The sequence below is a fragment of the Shewanella algicola genome (assembly GCF_014648035.1).
GTDB classification, from domain to species: Bacteria; Pseudomonadota; Gammaproteobacteria; order Enterobacterales; family Shewanellaceae; genus Shewanella; species Shewanella algicola.
On record NZ_BMQI01000007.1, the window covers coordinates 19,975 to 36,392 of the forward strand.

General features: G+C 42.2%; 17 protein-coding genes. 8 read left to right on the forward strand and 9 right to left on the reverse strand.

Annotated elements, in window-relative coordinates; translation table 11 throughout:
- Window positions 1–46: 46 nt before the first annotated feature.
- From norW to IEY42_RS04530, 3 genes are all read right to left on the reverse strand, one after another.
- On the reverse strand, window positions 47–1,192 hold the full coding sequence (gene norW, locus IEY42_RS04520) for an NADH:flavorubredoxin reductase NorW (protein WP_188924151.1): 1,146 nt from the start codon (window positions 1,190–1,192) through the stop codon (window positions 47–49).
- Entirely contained in the window at window positions 1,189–2,682 is a 1,494-nt protein-coding gene (norV, locus tag IEY42_RS04525; protein ID WP_188924152.1) for an anaerobic nitric oxide reductase flavorubredoxin, read from the reverse strand. Before norV ends, norW begins: the two co-directional genes overlap by 4 nt.
- 234 nt (window positions 2,683–2,916) lie before the next feature.
- Complete coding sequence (locus IEY42_RS04530) at window positions 2,917–3,750, reverse strand: LysR family transcriptional regulator (RefSeq protein ID WP_188924153.1); 834 nt, start codon at window positions 3,748–3,750, stop codon at window positions 2,917–2,919.
- A gap of 102 nt (window positions 3,751–3,852) precedes the next feature.
- Between IEY42_RS04530 and IEY42_RS04535 the strand changes: the two genes are divergently transcribed.
- The 4 genes from IEY42_RS04535 to IEY42_RS04550 all read left to right on the forward strand — a co-directional run bounded on the left by IEY42_RS04535 (window position 3,853) and on the right by IEY42_RS04550 (window position 6,312).
- Window positions 3,853–5,064: a YbfB/YjiJ family MFS transporter gene (locus IEY42_RS04535; RefSeq protein ID WP_188924154.1), complete on the forward strand. Its 1,212-nt coding sequence runs from the start codon at window positions 3,853–3,855 to the stop codon at window positions 5,062–5,064.
- Window positions 5,065–5,174: 110 nt separating this feature from the next.
- The gene (locus IEY42_RS04540) at window positions 5,175–5,441 is read left to right on the forward strand and encodes a hypothetical protein (RefSeq protein ID WP_188924155.1); all 267 of its coding nucleotides are present in this window, start codon (window positions 5,175–5,177) and stop codon (window positions 5,439–5,441) included.
- A 123-nt stretch (window positions 5,442–5,564) separates the two neighbouring features.
- Window positions 5,565–6,023: a GNAT family N-acetyltransferase gene (locus tag IEY42_RS04545; RefSeq protein WP_188924156.1), complete on the forward strand. Its 459-nt coding sequence runs from the start codon at window positions 5,565–5,567 to the stop codon at window positions 6,021–6,023.
- Between the two features lie 10 nt (window positions 6,024–6,033).
- Window positions 6,034–6,312: a hypothetical protein gene (locus IEY42_RS04550; protein WP_188924157.1), complete on the forward strand. Its 279-nt coding sequence runs from the start codon at window positions 6,034–6,036 to the stop codon at window positions 6,310–6,312.
- A 66-nt stretch (window positions 6,313–6,378) separates the two neighbouring features.
- Here the strand turns inward: IEY42_RS04550 and IEY42_RS04555 are convergent, their stop codons facing one another.
- Window positions 6,379–6,948, reverse strand: coding sequence for a VOC family protein (locus IEY42_RS04555; RefSeq protein WP_188924158.1), 570 nt, complete (start codon window positions 6,946–6,948; stop codon window positions 6,379–6,381).
- Between the two features lie 61 nt (window positions 6,949–7,009).
- A complete protein-coding gene (locus tag IEY42_RS04560; protein WP_188924159.1) occupies window positions 7,010–7,516 on the reverse strand; it encodes a L,D-transpeptidase family protein in 507 nt (168 codons plus the stop codon).
- A gap of 186 nt (window positions 7,517–7,702) precedes the next feature.
- Here IEY42_RS04560 and IEY42_RS04565 point away from each other — a divergent pair, with 186 nt between their 5' ends.
- A complete protein-coding gene (locus tag IEY42_RS04565; protein WP_188924160.1) occupies window positions 7,703–8,533 on the forward strand; it encodes an ion transporter in 831 nt (276 codons plus the stop codon).
- 65 nt (window positions 8,534–8,598) lie between these two features.
- Window positions 8,599–10,092 carry an MATE family efflux transporter gene (locus tag IEY42_RS04570; protein WP_188924161.1) on the forward strand — a complete coding sequence of 498 codons (1,494 nt, stop codon included), beginning with the start codon at window positions 8,599–8,601 and terminating at the stop codon, window positions 10,090–10,092.
- Between the two features lie 88 nt (window positions 10,093–10,180).
- On the opposite strand, the gene IEY42_RS04575 is transcribed toward IEY42_RS04570, so the two are convergent.
- The 4 genes from IEY42_RS04575 to IEY42_RS04590 all read right to left on the reverse strand — a co-directional run bounded on the left by IEY42_RS04575 (window position 10,181) and on the right by IEY42_RS04590 (window position 14,849).
- The gene (locus tag IEY42_RS04575) at window positions 10,181–10,411 is read right to left on the reverse strand and encodes a DUF2986 domain-containing protein (RefSeq protein ID WP_188916585.1); all 231 of its coding nucleotides are present in this window, start codon (window positions 10,409–10,411) and stop codon (window positions 10,181–10,183) included.
- Window positions 10,412–10,627: 216 nt separating this feature from the next.
- Window positions 10,628–11,077 (reverse strand): hypothetical protein, encoded by a 450-nt coding sequence (locus IEY42_RS04580; RefSeq protein WP_229779918.1) that lies wholly within the window; start codon window positions 11,075–11,077, stop codon window positions 10,628–10,630.
- 148 nt (window positions 11,078–11,225) lie between these two features.
- On the reverse strand, window positions 11,226–11,582 hold the full coding sequence (locus tag IEY42_RS04585) for a glutaredoxin family protein (protein ID WP_188924162.1): 357 nt from the start codon (window positions 11,580–11,582) through the stop codon (window positions 11,226–11,228).
- Window positions 11,583–11,690: 108 nt separating this feature from the next.
- A complete protein-coding gene (locus IEY42_RS04590; protein WP_188924163.1) occupies window positions 11,691–14,849 on the reverse strand; it encodes a DUF748 domain-containing protein in 3,159 nt (1,052 codons plus the stop codon).
- A 302-nt stretch (window positions 14,850–15,151) separates the two neighbouring features.
- Here IEY42_RS04590 and IEY42_RS04595 point away from each other — a divergent pair, with 302 nt between their 5' ends.
- Together IEY42_RS04595 and IEY42_RS04600 are read left to right on the forward strand one after the other, a co-directional pair.
- Window positions 15,152–15,535: a GNAT family N-acetyltransferase gene (locus tag IEY42_RS04595; RefSeq protein ID WP_188916582.1), complete on the forward strand. Its 384-nt coding sequence runs from the start codon at window positions 15,152–15,154 to the stop codon at window positions 15,533–15,535.
- A 156-nt stretch (window positions 15,536–15,691) separates the two neighbouring features.
- Window positions 15,692–16,390, forward strand: a complete 699-nt coding sequence (locus IEY42_RS04600) for a DUF445 domain-containing protein (RefSeq protein ID WP_188924164.1) — start codon at window positions 15,692–15,694, stop codon at window positions 16,388–16,390.
- The last annotated feature ends 28 nt before the right edge of the window (window positions 16,391–16,418 follow it).

A 16,418-nucleotide genomic window follows, 5' to 3' on the forward strand; every position in this document is an offset into this window, starting at 1 on the left:
GGTGCTGTTTACCAATGCATTACTAGGCAATCAGCACCGAGTTAGGTTAAAGGTTTGCGGGTAAAGCTCTGAGTAATGGGAACGTGTTGTTCATATGCTCTTGGGTGACCACAAATCCTATAATTTGTTTTTGCTCGTTAAAGGCTTTAACGGAGCAGCCATTTGCATCAATATCTACCTGCCAAGACGCCACATCTTTAACCGTGCTGCCACCTAATTGAATGGGCATTTGTGGAGTTTTAACCTTAACTAACATCGCTGGTAAACTTAACGTGGTGGGTTGGCCTAATAAGGTTTTTGCCAGTGCATTGGCGCTTAACAGAATGGGTTGCAGGTACGACATCACTTTGCCATTGATTTCGGCGCAATCGCCTAACGCATAAATATGCTTAACAGAGGTTTGCAGCTGCTGATTAACCACTATGCCGTTATTAACCTCAAGGCCTGTTTGTGTAGCCAAGGCCACATTAGGCTTTAATCCGGCTGCCGAGATAACGCAATCGACATGATGGGTTTTGCCAGAACTCAGCGTGGCACACACGGCAGACTCATTTTGGTTAAGTGCACTTACCGTTTGGCCAAACTCAAACTCTACATCGGCTTCAGTAAGCTTAGTTTGCAGCGCAGATGCAACGAGGTCGGGTAACATGTTCGCCATGACGCCTTTACTGGGGTCGACCACTACCACATGCTTACCACTGTTACTTAAATCCATTGCGATTTCGGTGCCTATCAGCCCTGCGCCAATTAGCATTATGCGCTTCGCCTCATGCAATTGCTGTTGTGCGCTGGCAAACTCTTGCAGGCTGTTTAAGGTCATCGCTTTGTTACTCGCGTCACCTTGCATAGGTGGGACAAATGTTTTGGCCCCAGTCGCCAATACTAGTTGTGAATAAGGGTAGGCGACGTCGTTAACCCATACGCGTTGTTGTTGGCTATCAATGCTGTCTACTCGCGTTAAGGCATGCAAAGTAATGTCGTACTGTGCCGCAAACTCCTGCGCTGATTGGCGAATTAAATCTGTACTGGTTTGCTGGTTACTAAATACATGACTTAAATCTGGTTTATTGTAGTCGTGACCTTCGTCAAGGGTAAAAACGGTAATCGGTTGTTGTGTGTCTGTGCGTCTAATGGTTTTAATTAATTGATATGAACCAAAGCCACTGCCAATAATGATGATAGGTGCACTCATGATGCTTTCCTCTGTGCAATCGGTGTAAATACCTCTTTACCTAAACCACAATCTGGGCAAAGGAAAAAGTCTGGTACTTCGCACCAAGGCGTTCCCGGCTGTACATCTTGGTTTGGCTCGCCTAATACGGGTTGATATACCCAGTTACACACGGTGCATAGCATCTCTTGTGTATCGCTAATGCTTGCGCTTGATGCACATGGTATTGGTGCTACAGGTGCTACCGCTTCTGTTAATTTAACCGCTTGATTTTGGTTAAGAGGAGATGAAATAGAATCGACATTGCTGAGATCATGTAACGCCCAGCTTTTGGCTATTTGGCGGCCATGTTCACGGCATTCGCGCATGGCTTTTCCGTCGGGTTTCCATTTTGCTTTTAGGCCAACAGTAGTTTCAAATCCGGCGTCGGTAAGGCGAGTGTGAATACGGTCTACTGCGCCGCCATTCCAACCGTAGCTGCCAAATGCACCGGCTTTTTTATCTTTAAAACGTAATCCGGTGATTTCTTCTAGCATGCCAGCCACTTTTGGCATCATGACATTATTCATGGTTGATGAGCCGACCAAAATCCCTTTAGAGCGGAACACATTTGCAAGAATGTCATTTTTGTCGTGGCGCGCCACATTAAACACTTTAACAGAAACGCTAGGGTCAACATCATGGATCCCCTGAGCAATGGCATCCGCCATTAAGCGGGTGTTGTTAGACATTGAGTCGTAGAAGATCGTGATGCGGTCTTCTTGGTAGTTATCAGCCCATTGCAAATACTGATGGATAATCTGTGTTGGGTTATCGCGCCACACCACACCATGGGCGGTGGCAATCATATCAACAGGCAGATTAAAGCCTAAAACCTCGTTAATTTTAGCGGTTACCAGTGCACTAAACGGGGTTAAAATATTGGAGTAATAGCGTAAGCATTGATCCATTAATTCAATCTGGTCTACTTCATCATTAAACAAGCGTTCATCGCAATAATGCTGACCAAACGCATCGTTACTAAATAGCACGGCATCTTCGGTTAAATAGGTCATCATACTGTCTGGCCAGTGCAACATTGGGGTTTCAATAAAAACTAATTGTTTGCCGTTACCGATATCTAGGCTATCGCCAGTTTTGACAATATTGAAGTTCCATTCAGGATGGTGATGCAAGCCGGTAATAGAATCGATGGCATTTTCGGTACAATAAATTGGTGTATTAGGAATTTTTGCCATGAGTGCGGCTAATGCGCCAGAGTGATCTTCTTCGGCATGGTTAATCACAATGTAATCAATTAGATTAAGATCAATTTCCATCTCAAGGTTTTGAATGAATTGCAGGCTGAAACGATGATCAACAGTATCGATTAAGACATTTTTTTGCTCACGAATAAGGTAACTGTTGTAACTGGTGCCTTTAGTGGTTTTATATTCAGTGCCATGAAAATCAAGAATTTCCCAGTCGCGTTGGCCAACCCAGTTGATGTTGTTTTTAATGTGAATAGTCATATTTACACCTGTAATAATTGAAAGTTAATCGTTAAAAAGTAAAATTCTTATATGTTAACGATGTTATTGCAGGTGTCGTGCCAATATTTTAAATTGTTATTTATCAGATGTTTATGCTTTTTGATTATAATGAGTAGTGTCATATAGACACTGATTGCAGATGTGTAAATGACAGTGATATAGTCATATTGACATATTTTGGGCTTCTGCTTCTGTGCGGACAATATGGTTAAGTTATTTTGTCAGCAAGGTGGCTAAGGTTAAAATACCAGACTCTAATGGGCTGCCTTTACGATAAACAATCGACAACTGAACATGCTTAGGGCCATGGCTAACAGGTGTCATCACCAATGATTTTTCATAGCGACTACCGGCCACCATATTCTTACCAATAATGGTATAACCTAAACCTGCAGCAATGCAGCCTAACACGCCATCTGCACTAGTCATTATCATGAGTTCATCATTGCTTCGACCTGCTTTTTGGCGCCATAGCATGGCATGTTGTCGGTAACCACAGCCTTCATCTCTCACCAATAATACCGGGTCATATTCACTGTCTCGCGGCGTCACCATGATCAATTCTTCTTTAACGATTGGGATCACAACCAAGTTTTCATGTTCTGGGGCATTGCCTATTGCGGCGCAATCAACCTTATTGTTAAGCACTGAAAATACGAGTCTTTCACTGGTATCGGTATGAATTTTGGTGCGAATTTCAGCATGGTTCAGCTTGAGTTGTTTAAGCGCTAATGGCATGTGTACGGCAGCAAATGTTTCGGGCATACCGACACGTAACTCGTAAGTGTCTTTGTTACGGGAAATAGCTGAAATAGCTTGATGTTGTAATAACAATATTTGCCCAGCGTAATCGTATAACTGTTGTCCGTTTGGGGTTAACTGCAGCTTTCTGCCCATCAGTGTAAACAGTTTGGTGTCGAGCTCTGCTTCGAGCTTCTTAATCCGGTTAGTGATATTAGACTGTACAGTATTGAGTTTATCTGCCGCGCCTTTAATGCCTTGTTCATCGACCACGGCTTTAAACGTTTTGAGTATTAACATTTCCATATAGTTCTCAATATAAGAAATTTTGGTTCAAAATAATTCAATTTTTAACATTAGCAGGTTGACGTATTGTTTGTGAATCATTTTTCGATTTGGCGCAAGATAATGTTAAAGGAATTGACCGCTTTTCGTGTTTATTTTGCAGGTATTTGCAGTTTAATCGTCACCGTTGGAGTGGCACGATTTTCCTATAGTTTGTTATTACCGATAATGCAGGACAGTGCTGGTTTAACTGAGTCTGGTGGTGGTTGGTTGGCGACCACTAATTTTATGGGTTATATGTTTGGCGTGTTTGTGGCGGCGAGCATGCATAATCTGCATTACAAATATAATTTACACCGTGTTTATTTACTATTGAGTGTGCTGACTTCTGCCGCCATGGTGGTGACGACTAATATCGTCACGTGGGCGGTATTACGCTTTTTTGCCGGTGTTTGTGCCTCTGGCGGATTTATCATTGCTTCTGGTCTTATCTTAAAGTGGCTGGTAAGACACAATCATCGCGCCGAATTAGGGATCCATTTTGCGGGTGCAGGCTTGAGCATTATTATCACTTCATTATTGTTTGAGCTGATGCTTGGGCTGTCGGCTGATTGGCAGCAACAATGGCTGGCCCTAGCGCTGTTAGCCGTTGTGGTTTCTATTCCAGCGTGGTTGTGGATGCCGCATCCAACAGCGGGTGAGCAGCAAGGAGAGGTTGCTAACGATAATCCACCCAGCCGCGAATTTAAGTTGCTGATGATGCTAGCCTATTTTTGTGCCGGTTATGGCTATGTGGTTAGCTCAACCTTTATTGTCGATATTGTCGAGCGCACAGAGGGATTACAAGGCCAGGGCAGTTTAGCATTTTTGTTAATTGGTATTGCTGCCACCCCTGCCGCATTTGTGTGGGATAGAATTGCCCGCAAAACCGGTTATGTAAAAGCGTTATTAGCCGCTTATTGTTTGCAAGCCGTGGGGATTATTCTGCCTGTGATGAACGACAGCTTAACCGTGGTGATTGTCAGTGCGTTATGTTTTGGCGGCACTTTTATCGCCTGTGTCAGCTTAGTGTTAACCATGGCGGGTAAGTTTTATCCCAGTAACCCCGCCAAATTTATGGGCACCATGACTTTATCCTATGGCGCAGCGCAAATTATTGCGCCTGTTCCGACGGGTTATTTAGCCGAGTTTTTTGGCAATTATGATATTGGTTTATATGTTTCGGCCAGCGTGGTGATGATGGGAACGCTATTTTTACTCGGCTTACTGAGGCTCGAAAGTCGCGCTGTGGTGAGTAAAGGTTTAGACAAAGAAAATCAGGTGGTTATTGGTTAAATATAAAAGTAAGTCTTAATGTCAAAACCAAGTATTTAATTGATAGCTGACAGTAAAATAATCAGTTAACTTATCCTGTGTTTTTCATAAGCTTTTACGTCGCGCGAGGGATGAAGATATATGAAGTTTTTGGGATTAATGACAGGGTTATATTGCTAAGTGGTTGTGCAACAGGTTATCAAGCTTACACCTGGCCTGGTGGATATAAAGACAAATTGTTGGGTGAAAATCATTACCTTGTAGAATATTATGGTAATGGCACAACCTCAATTGAAATGCTTAATTTGTTTTGGAAAACGCGAGCCGTTGAACTCTGTCCAAATGGCTATGATGTCGTCGATGAAAATAAAGCTAAAATCGATGGTGGGATTTTTTAGGCGGAGGGACGTCTATTGATCACCCTTGGTTAAAAGCTGAAATTCAGTGTAAATGATAAGCACTCGTTTAGTGAATGACTAACGCTTAACACTACACCTCAATGTAAAAGGAGTTTTTTGTTGATGAATATCGTTGAGGATGACTTACAAGATGCAGGTGTCATTGAATTATTACAAGCGCATTTAGCAGACATGTACGCAACTTCGCCGGCCGAAAGTGTCCATGCGTTAGATATCGATGCGCTAACTCATCCGAGTATGACGTTTTGGTGCGCGAAGCTTCAAGGCGAGGTATTAGGTTGTGTGGCGATAAAACAGCTCAATGAAACCCATGGCGAAATTAAGTCAATGCGAACATCTGCAGCGTCGAGAAACCAGGGCGTGGCGACAGCCTTGTTATTACATCTGCTCAATGAGGCGAAACGTCGAGGTTATCAGCAATTGAGTTTAGAAACTGGCTCGATGGACTTTTTTGCCCCCGCAAGACGTTTGTATCAACGTCATGGTTTTGATTATTGCGGCCCATTTGCAGACTATCAGGCTGATCCTAATAGCCTGTTTATGACACGACTCATTGATTGAGTGAAGCTCAATGTTGATTAAAGTAAAACCAAGTAAAGCGCTTATCGTTGAAATGGCTAAACGCTCATCCATGTTCGTGGGTATTTTTGTTATTGCCATTATGATGTTGATGACGCCACAAGATGAGTGTATTGAATTTTTAGCTCACAGCTTGTGCAGCGGAACAGAGAAGTGGCTAATCGTAAAATGGATATTCTTTTTTGATTCAATATTACTCGCGTATACCGCGCTGCCCCTATTGCACTACCTTGCGCTACGATTTCTAATTAAACGTAAAAATAAACGTTGAATAGGTTAAATTAAATACGTTAAGTATGCCGATTGGTATAATAAAACTGCCATCAAGCAGCTTAACTTACTGTTCGCTGGCGATAATAGTTTGAATATCATGGGGATGCACTTTTACGCAAATGCCATTGGCTTTAAATGCGATGGTTGGGTTGGTTAAGCGTTCGTTATCACCTTTTGGTGAGCTCTGTTTCACCTTAATCTTTCCAACCCCAGCTTGAGCATTATCAATGATGCTGGCCAATTGTGGTGTGTGTTCAATTAGCTCAGCAACAAGCGCTTCACAGGTTTGCGCTTGTGATGGAAACACCAACTCAATATGTTCCCATCCTTCTACCGGATAAGTTTTATCCGATGGAAAAGGCAGCTCAACACAGGCGATTTGCATAGAGCCGATCACTAACGGCTCAGTAAGCTTAATGATTAAAATGGGCCTGCCATTTATCATGTTATTCGATATGACCTCACCATGTTGGCTAAATTCATCAGCAAGTAACTGCGCTGTCTGGTTGTTATTGACCCGCAATGCGGCGTGATCGGCCTGTAAAGATAAGCCGTCTAGGCCTAATTGGGCAACAAATGCAGTAATGCGTTGGCTAAATTCTGCCCAAGTGTGTTGTAACTGTTGGTAATTCATGTGCTTACTCAAAATTAACTAAAATCTATTTCAACGGCTGTGCCAATGGCAATGCTGTTGCTTATGGCCAAATCTCAATAGGAGTGCCGGCATCAATCATTTGCCAAAGCTCGTCCATTTCTTTGTTAGTGACCGCAATACAGCCATTGGTCCAGTTGTATTTTTGGGCTTCTTCTGGCGGTAATGGCGAGCGCGGGTTTTCACCGTGGATCATAATCATGCCACCGGCAGGGATGCCGAGTGCATCAGCGCGTAATTTGTCTTCTTCGTTAGGGTATGAAATATGAATCGATTTATAAAATGCACTGTCTGACTTTTTATAGTCTAAGGTGTAGCGGCCCTGTGGGGTGCGCTGATCGCCTTCTTTAAGTTTGTGCCCTTGCGGTACATCACCCATGGCAATGAGGTAGCTCTTAACCACTTTACCTTCGCGTAATACGGACAAGCGAGACTCTGATTTATTGACTACGACTAAATCGATTTTAGCGTGTAACGATTGCGACGATGAAGCATTTGCCCACAGTGGACAACACAAAACAAGGATAAAAAATATAGGCAGCGCGCGCATGAAATCTCCGTAAACCAATGAACATTTTAATTTTTATTGTAAAATGACTTATTTCGAATGTTAAAACTCGACAGTCAATGTTAGATTTTAACGACATCAAAGGTTAATTGATATTAGTTAACCGAGTTTATTTGCAAGATTTTTGCAAGTTCACCTAAAAGATTGCCTAATATAGCGAAATCTAAAATGAATACTGAAGAAAAAGCGGATAACCCGCTTAAACAACAACTACGAAGTGTCATTTTTGGTACTGAAACACCGCAAGGTAAACGTTTCGATATTATTTTGATGATATGCATTGTGTTGAGTGTGCTGTTGATCTTTATTGACACTATTGAGCATATAAATGAGCAATACGGACAGTTAATTAGTATCGCTGAATGGAGCTTTACGGTATTGTTTACCGTTGAGTACATATTGCGATTATACTGTTCGCTTAATCGGTTACATTATGCCCGTAGTTTTTTTGGCGTAGTTGATTTAGTGTCGATTTTACCCAGTTATTTAGGGTTAATATTTCCGGGTGCTAACCTTGCGTTAGCACTGCGAGTACTGCGCTTGTTCCGGGTATTTAGAGTATTAAAGCTATTACGTTACTTAAGCGATGGCAATTTGCTATTAAAAGCGATGATGCAGTCTAGCCGAAAAGTATTTATGTTTTTCTTTTCGGTCAGCCTAATTATCATGGTACTTAGTGTGATCATGTATGTGGTTGAAGGGCCAAATAACGGGTTTACGTCTATCCCTAAGTCTATGTATTGGACTGTAGTGACGATCACCACCGTCGGCTATGGCGACATAACCCCACAAACGCCGTTAGGCCAGGGGATTGCGGCATTAACCATGTTAATTGGTTATTCGATTATTGCCATACCCACGGGAATTTTAACTGCTGAGATTTCTCATGAGATGGTGAGAACTCGTGATTTACGTAAATGCAGTAATTGTGGCAAAAAAGGCCATGATAACGACGCTGAATATTGTAATCATTGTGGCAGTGAGTTAGAAAAACTCTAATTTTTTATTACCCAGCTCTTTATCATCCAGACATGTTTGCTGGTGATTTCTATTAAAGGATAAGCATGACCACAGCAAAATTTGTCGAAGGGCCTATTTTACGTCACATATTAGTGATGAGTTCTACCGCAGCGGTTGGTATTTCAGCATTATTCGTTGTTGATTTACTTGATATTTTCTTTTTAAGTTTACTTGGTGAAGTAGAACTTGCTGCAGCGGCAGGCTATGCCAGCACCATTTCATTTTTTACCACTTCTATTGGTATCGGTTTATCTATTGCACTAGGTGCTTTGGTGTCTAAGGCGGTGGGCGCGAAAAATATTAAACTTGCCCAGCGTTTGTTTTTAAACAGTGCAATAGTGACCTTGTTAACCAGCGTGCTGGTGGCCATTGTGGTGTACATTTTTATTCCAGAATTATTAGCACTTGTTGGGGCAACAGGGCGCACCGCGGAACTGGCTGAAAGCTACTTAACCATCTTGGTGCCTTCACTCCCGTTTATTTGCTTGGCCATGGCGTTAGGCGGTGCACTGCGTGCGGTAGGTGATGCTAAATTGTCGATGATGTCGACACTGGCTGGTGGCGGCGTGAATGCGGTGCTTGACCCTATCTTTATTTTTTCGTTGTCGATGGGGATTGAAGGCGCTGCCGCGGCGTCTGTATTGGCACGTATTGCTGTGTTTATTATTTCTGCCCGTGGCGTGGTGGTTAAACACAAGTTAATGGGCCGATTTTCCTGGGGAGAGTTTAAACAAGATTTAGGCGTGATATTTTCAATTGCGGCACCTGCGATGTTAACCAATGTAGCCACTCCCATTGGCAATGCAGTAGTCACACGAGCCATTGCAGACTTCGGCGACAGTTATGTGGCCGGATGGGCGGTGTTAGGCCGACTTATTCCGGTCAGCTTTGGGATGATTTTTGCCTTATCGGGTGCTGTTGGACCCATTGTGGGGCAAAATTTTGGCGCAAATGAATTTGATCGTGTGCGCTTAAGTCTAACCAAGGCGATTCAATTTTGTGTGGTGTATGTATTAGGCATGTCGTTAATACTCTTTTTGCTAAGAGATGTGATTGTAAGCAGCTTTGACATGAAGGGTGATGCCGCCGAATTGATATTGTTTTTCTGCCAATATATTGCAGTGTTCTTTATTTTTTCGGGGATTTTATTTATCGCCAATGCCTCGTTTAATAATTTAGGTAAGGCCAAGTATTCAACCTTGTTTAATGTTGGCAAGGCAACCGTGGGCACAATCCCATTTGTGTATTTTGGTGCACAGTGGGGTGGTGTTTACGGGGTTCTCATTGGGCAAGTAATTGGTGCGGTTATTTTTGGTGTTGTCGGTATGCTATGTGCGTATCGCCTGGTTGATAAAATCAGCCATCAAAGTATTGTGTCAGTCGATGCCAACAAAAAGCTATTAGAAGATGATGCGATGAATATTGATATGGTCGCTGCGCCATTACCGACCTCGGGTCGAACCCAAATGGGCCAGTTGGATGAGGAACCTTTGTGTAAGCAATTAGCCCAACAAGATGCTAAGGCAAACAAAGAGTAATGAGTGTAAAGTGAATGAAATCAAAAAGCCCCTATGACGATTAACGTCATAGGGGCTTTTTAGTCGCGCGCAATAAAGGGCGAGTTATTTATTCTTTGTCTGCCGTTTCGGGTGTATCAACAACGGCTTCAGCAGGTGTGTCGGTGTCGTTATTGGCAGCCGCTTGCTCAGCCGCTGCAGCTAACGCAATTTTTTCACGCTCAGCTTTAGAAATATAACGCTCAACAGGTTTGCTGCTTGGGTTCGATGGCACGACTTTGTTTTTACGCGCCTTAGCACGCTTGGCCAACTTTTTGATCATCTCTTGCTTTCTATTCATCTGACTTCTTACTGTGTAAACGACAAACTATTCATATCATTTCAGAAGATAAATGGCTTATCAAAACGTGAAGACACTGGTCTAACTGCCGTCGGCGGCTTCACGAGAAAATTGGAGGCTAATTTTAGCGTAATTGCTGGGGAGTATACAGCAGTTTATCAAAAAGAGTTTGGCTGACACATTAATGGTATCAATGGCGATAAAACAGCGCTAATGCTATCGGCCGAACTTTTTAATGTCTTTTTCGGTAGCACCGTCGTTACATTCGCCACGTATTTCAGCGCGATTCGTTTCAACGTAGCGGCTCAATTCAATAAAACCGTCTTTGCAGTAACCGCTCATTTCAATGGTTTTTTGTAACCCTAAATCAACTTGTTGATGCCAAAGTTCGAGGCGTTTTTCAGCATTACGTTGTTCAGCGAGATAGCTTTGCAAGTCTTGTTTACGACGCGTTACACGCTGATCATGAGGTTGGTCATTGGGCAGGGCACGGTCGGTTGCTGTCGCTAATTTTGCTTTATAAGTAAAGAGCTTAATCCCATCGCCTTTTATTTGAGTGCTAAAGGTATCACGAAATTGGCCGGCAAAGTCCATCGGATCCGGTGGGCTTGAACTACACGCACTCAACAACACCGCACTACAAATAACGAAACAAGTTTTAAACACTGATATCCCCTAAAGCCAAAATAATCCAATAAATCATACCTTAAGCAACCTTGGTGAAGATAGTCCGCACTCGGGTAAATTTATTTAAAGATCTTATTTACAATGTTAAGCCGCAATGGCTACGGCTTAGTTAGAGCCCAACAAGATGCTAGACAAAGCGTTCATTTAGGTAGCTGGTAATGGCTTTTGATTCGTATAACCATTGAGTTTGACCGTCTTGTTCAATGCGTAAACAGGGGACTTGTAACTTACCACCTTCGGCAGTTAACAAGGCTTTATTTGATTCTTGTTTTGCGTCAACAAGGTTAATGTTTAGGTTTTGACGACGCATTTCACGGCGCACTTTTACACAAAATGGGCATGCGGCATATTGATACAACGCTAATGATTGCGTTTGTTGGTCGATAACATCTTGTTGCTCTGGTGGGCGTTGACGTTTTTTAGGCGCAAATACAAAATTTAATAACAAAATAATTCGACCTAAAATCCAGCGAACAATAAACATATCTATCCTTAATTATTATCAGGGTAAGCCCGTTACATTTTGGGTAACAGGCCAATAAAAAAATTAGCCGCAGTCTACTCGAAGTTAGCTTTCGATAACAGGGCTTAACTATTTTGCTTGTAACTCTAACATGGCCATTGCTGCATTTTGATTGGTGTTTATTCGGCTTTCAAGCACAAATATTTTACCTGCATCGATTTGGCCTTGTTCTACTAAATACGCTTTTACGGCGCGAGCACGTGCTTGAGCGAGCAAACCTAGGTCGTCGGCACTCACTTGTTGATTGTTTTTCAACATGTTGTATAAGCTAATATGCCAGCGGGTGGTCAATTCTTCAGGGCTAAGCTCTGGCGCTTCTGTCACTATGGTTTGTTTGATGTCGTTAGGTAATTGGCCTAACTCTTGTTCAAACAATACGTAAAGCGCATCGGTTAAGGCCCCTGATGCTGGGAATTGACTGGCTGACAAATGCTTGGGCAGGGTGCGAGGTTTTATAGCCGCTGTTTTGGCGAGTTTTTTGTGAAGTTTACGCTCTGCTAGGGCGGGTTGGTCGTTAGCAATATCAACACTGCCTTTAATGTTGAGATTGAGTAATGGTCTTTCAATCAAGGCGCTAGCGAGTTTGTCTAAGGTTAATTGTTGTTGATGTTCAATGGTACTGACACCATGATCAAAACTGACTTTATCGATGGCTTCTTCACTGCCTACAAGGCCGGCAATAAATGAAAACGGTGAGGTCACGACTTTGGTGATGACGTTACCCAGCGCATTAACAATAATGCTGCCAAAGCTAAAGCTTGGTGAGTCAATGTCGCCTTCCACATCAACGCCTAAGTCGATAACACCATGACGGTCTTGCAATAATGCTACCGCAAGGCTGACCGGCAAGCTTGTGGCTTCTTCGCTATTACTGCGTTTACCCAGTTTTAGTTGGTCAATCACAAGGTGGTTGTTGCCAACCAGCGCGCTGTTTTTTAATTGGTAGTTTAAATCTAATGACAGTTGACCTTTGTCGATGTAATAACCTGCATAGGTGCCTGAATAGGGGTTAACCGAGGTCAGTTCGACTTTTTTAAAGTTGAGATTTAAGTCTAGATACGGTTGCTCTAGCAGCGGGTTAACATCGCCTTTTAACGTAACAGGGGCATATTTATCAATTTTACCGGCTAAATCTACTGATGCTGTGGTTTGTGGGTTTGAAGATAAATTGGTGATATCACCATTGAGTAACTCAATGCCAGAAGCAAAATTGGGTGTCAGTGAATTATCTGCAAAAAAGGCAGAGCTGTCTTTAAAGCTAATTCGATTAATGTTGATCTGCATTTCTGCGCTGTCGACATTAGCCTCTGGAGATTTTTGCGTTGCGGCACTGACCGTTTGCGGCTCTGATACTTCAGCCTCGGGTGTGTCAGTGGCCGGGGTATTGTCATGAATTAACTGACTGATATTCGTGCTTCGGTCTGCTGAAATGATCAAGCGACTAAACAGGCTGTCAAAGTTAATCTCATCAATATCAATTTTGGCTTGTTTACGGTCATATGACAGCTGGTTTATGTCCATGGTTTCCCAGTTCAATAACGGCTGTTTGAGCACATTGTCTTTAATGTCGAGCTGGGCTATTTGGGCTTGGCCTTGGTAAATTAAGCTGTCGTTAGCATCTGCAATTAAGGTGCCTTTTGTAGAAAATACACCATCTTTAACGGTGACATTTATATAAGGCGCGATGTAAGGCTGTAAGCGAGTTAACAGCATATTATTAAAGTCGATGTCGGCATTAATGCTTTGGGCTAATACATCAATTTGTCCGTTTGAACTTAATTGGCTTTGCTCGTTAATGCCAGTTGAAAATTGGTAATCAATCGGGCTTGAAAAATCTGACACCACTTTACCTGTACTGACATTAATTGGACCAAGTTGCCAGATGATAATGTTATCGCTGGCAATCCCTTCGCCTAAGGTTACTTGATATTGGTCGAGTTTAAATTTATTTAGGGTGACTAACCATGGCTGTTGTTGCGAGGCCGGTTGCGTTAGCTGTGTTTGGGCTGCAGTATTGACGTTATCTACACTATTGACGTTTTCAAGTGTGTTTGGTGCTGATGTTGGCGCAGCGGTGTTGTCATCGCTGCTGACTAGTTCAGTGTTTTTAGGAGCTAACTCAGTGTTTTTAGGGAGTAATAAGGCTGCTAAATCAGCGCCTGCTGGGGTAACATTAAGAATAATTTTACCCTTTTCGGTGTAAAACTCATCAATAGTCACTTGCTGTTTTGGGGTATCAACATTGATGTTATTTATTGCCAACACACCAATCGATATTTTTTCATCTTGTTGATGAACGGCTTTAAAATTTTCAATGATGATGCGGGCCCGGCTGATATTAATGTCGCTTATTGGCGCGAGAGCGGCATTTTGTAGGGCGATGTTATAATGTCCATTAACGCTTAATTGCCCTTGGGCTAAATTAATCGCAAATAGCTTGTCGATAAACGACCAATAGCGTGATAAGTCAATGTTAGCTAAATTGATGTCGCCTTGTAGCATTAAGGGCGATAATTGCAGTTGACCTTGCAGGTTTAACCCGCCTTGGTACTGATCTTCAATGGCGATGTTAAATTGATTGACCAAGTTTTGCTTATCATCAATGGCGGCTAGGATGCTATCAAATTGGCTGAGTTTAAATTGAATATTAGGATAGCTAATTAGCGTGTCGGTCACTTGGTCATCTAAGGTGAAAGTACCTCGAATAAGCTGAATATTTACCATGCGCATTGATAACATTTCTGCAGTTTGCGGTTGCTGCTCTGCTTGTTGCTCACTACTGTCACTGGCAATACGTTCTATGATGTCACTGAAGTTAAAGACATCCTGCTGTTGGTTATCTTGACGACGAGCAACACGAATTTTAGGCTGTTCTAATACGACATCCTCTAACACTAGCCCCATTAATCGCAATGACTGCCACACTTGTAAATTTGCGTATAAACGATCAAAGCTGACAAATTGTGCGTCATCGTTTTGCTCATTAATTGCAAAACCGGTCACTGTGAGCTCAGTGGTAAAGGGATTAATGCGGATGTCTTGCACAATGACCTGACGCCCGAGTATATCACCTAACTGTTGTGGTAATTGTTGCTTTGCTATCGCAGGTATTAAACCGCCTAAAATGGCGCAAAACAGTAAATACAAGCTGACAAGCCAAAATAGCCATTTTTGGTAGGCTGGACGACGTTTATAGCGAGTGCGAACTTGGGTAAAAAAGGATGTCATAGGAAATTATCTTGATCAATGCAGGGTCACAATGGTCTATAGTAACAAATAAAATGAAATACGAGGATTATTTTATAACACAAACAGATTAATTTACTTTGTTCTTCAATGATGCTAGATTGTTAAATATAAAATTTAAGCTTATGTTATTAATAGGTTTTATTTTAACCGCAATGGCAGTTATCTGTTTGCGAATACATCTAATCGATGTAATAGTTTATTGGTATGTGACCAATATTCCGCTCGTTAACTTAATCTACAGCAAGCTCGACTGCTGTTATGACTACTTTCAAGGATGATTAATGCAAATTCGTCTCGCTTCGAGCACTGATCTAGCGCCACTGAGTCAACTTTTTGATTTGTATCGCCAACAACTTAACCAGCCTGCTGATTATTCAGCTTGTCATGCCTTTTTAAATCATCGTTTAGTTGAAAACGACAGCATGATTTTTGTCTGTATCAAAGATGACACTATGGTGGGTTTTACCCAACTTTATCCTTCATTTTCTTCTTTATTATTATCGCCTGTTTGGTACCTCGAAGATGTTTACGTTGTGCCTGAATATCAACAAGCTGATGTTGAGGAGTTAATGTATCAAAAAGCAGAACAACTGGCTCAAAGCACTGGGGTATTATTGATTAACCACTATGAGCAACAGGTTGTAAATGAACAATGTACCGCTTAAGACTCGCGCAATTTATTGACTGGCATTGACAACTAGGTATAAACCTCGGTTCTATTTTCTGATAAAATAGCCGAGGTTTTTTTGTGTCCTCTATATGGGTGTAACATTCGAGATGTGAGCCGATAACAGGGACGAGATAATGTTAAGGAACAGAGATTGAACAAGAGCGTCGCGACAAATTTAATAGCCGCCATTTTTGTATTGGTCGGTTACGGCTTAGAACAGCAAATCGTATTCACCATTGGTTTATTTGCATTATCGGGTGCAATCACTAACTGGTTGGCCATTCATATGTTGTTTGAAAAGGTGCCCGGTTTATATGGCTCAGGAGTGGTGCCGTCGCGTTTTGAAGAGTTTAAGGCCGGTATTCAGCATTTAATGATGCAGCAATTTTTTACTCAAGAAAATATCGATCGTTTTTTAACGAGTAGCAGTGCCAGTAATATTGATTTAACGCCAGTAATTGAAAAAATTGATTTAGCGCCTTCATTTGATGCACTGGTTGATACTATTGAAAAGTCGTCATTTGGTGGCATGCTGGCAATGTTTGGCGGCACTGAAGCGCTTATCCCATTAAAAGAACCTTTTATTGAGAAAATGAAACAATCTTTGGTAGAACTCGCGCAAAGTGATCAATTTAACGCTATTTTAGTGAATGAACTTGAGCAACCGAGTGTCATGGCCGATATGCAAGCTAAGGTCGCGAATATTGTTGAGCAACGCTTAAACGAGTTAACCCCAGAATTAGTGAAGCAGATTGTGCAAGATATGATTAAAAAGCACCTAGGCTGGTTAGTGGTATGGGGCGGCGTGTTTGGTGGCATTATTGGCGCGATTGCTGCGTTGGTGCAATGAGTCGATGGCGCTATAAGTCAATGGCGCA

What these genes read in the sequence shown, in the direction of transcription:
- IEY42_RS04585 (WP_188924162.1), bottom strand. Translation starts at nt 11,582, where the DNA reads ATGTTTATTGTTCGCTGGATTTTAGGTCGAATTATTTTGTTATTAAAT.
- IEY42_RS04565 (WP_188924160.1), top strand. Translation starts at nt 7,703, where the DNA reads ATGAATACTGAAGAAAAAGCGGATAACCCGCTTAAACAACAACTACGA.
- norV (WP_188924152.1), bottom strand. Translation starts at nt 2,682, where the DNA reads ATGACTATTCACATTAAAAACAACATCAACTGGGTTGGCCAACGCGAC.
- IEY42_RS04535 (WP_188924154.1), top strand. Translation starts at nt 3,853, where the DNA reads ATGTTAAAGGAATTGACCGCTTTTCGTGTTTATTTTGCAGGTATTTGC.
- IEY42_RS04570 (WP_188924161.1), top strand. Translation starts at nt 8,599, where the DNA reads ATGACCACAGCAAAATTTGTCGAAGGGCCTATTTTACGTCACATATTA.
- IEY42_RS04530 (WP_188924153.1), bottom strand. Translation starts at nt 3,750, where the DNA reads ATGGAAATGTTAATACTCAAAACGTTTAAAGCCGTGGTCGATGAACAA.
- IEY42_RS04545 (WP_188924156.1), top strand. Translation starts at nt 5,565, where the DNA reads ATGAATATCGTTGAGGATGACTTACAAGATGCAGGTGTCATTGAATTA.
- IEY42_RS04550 (WP_188924157.1), top strand. Translation starts at nt 6,034, where the DNA reads ATGTTGATTAAAGTAAAACCAAGTAAAGCGCTTATCGTTGAAATGGCT.
- IEY42_RS04540 (WP_188924155.1), top strand. Translation starts at nt 5,175, where the DNA reads ATGAAGATATATGAAGTTTTTGGGATTAATGACAGGGTTATATTGCTA.
- IEY42_RS04555 (WP_188924158.1), bottom strand. Translation starts at nt 6,948, where the DNA reads ATGAATTACCAACAGTTACAACACACTTGGGCAGAATTTAGCCAACGC.
- IEY42_RS04595 (WP_188916582.1), top strand. Translation starts at nt 15,152, where the DNA reads ATGCAAATTCGTCTCGCTTCGAGCACTGATCTAGCGCCACTGAGTCAA.
- IEY42_RS04590 (WP_188924163.1), bottom strand. Translation starts at nt 14,849, where the DNA reads ATGACATCCTTTTTTACCCAAGTTCGCACTCGCTATAAACGTCGTCCA.
- IEY42_RS04575 (WP_188916585.1), bottom strand. Translation starts at nt 10,411, where the DNA reads ATGAATAGAAAGCAAGAGATGATCAAAAAGTTGGCCAAGCGTGCTAAG.
- norW (WP_188924151.1), bottom strand. Translation starts at nt 1,192, where the DNA reads ATGAGTGCACCTATCATCATTATTGGCAGTGGCTTTGGTTCATATCAA.
- IEY42_RS04560 (WP_188924159.1), bottom strand. Translation starts at nt 7,516, where the DNA reads ATGCGCGCGCTGCCTATATTTTTTATCCTTGTTTTGTGTTGTCCACTG.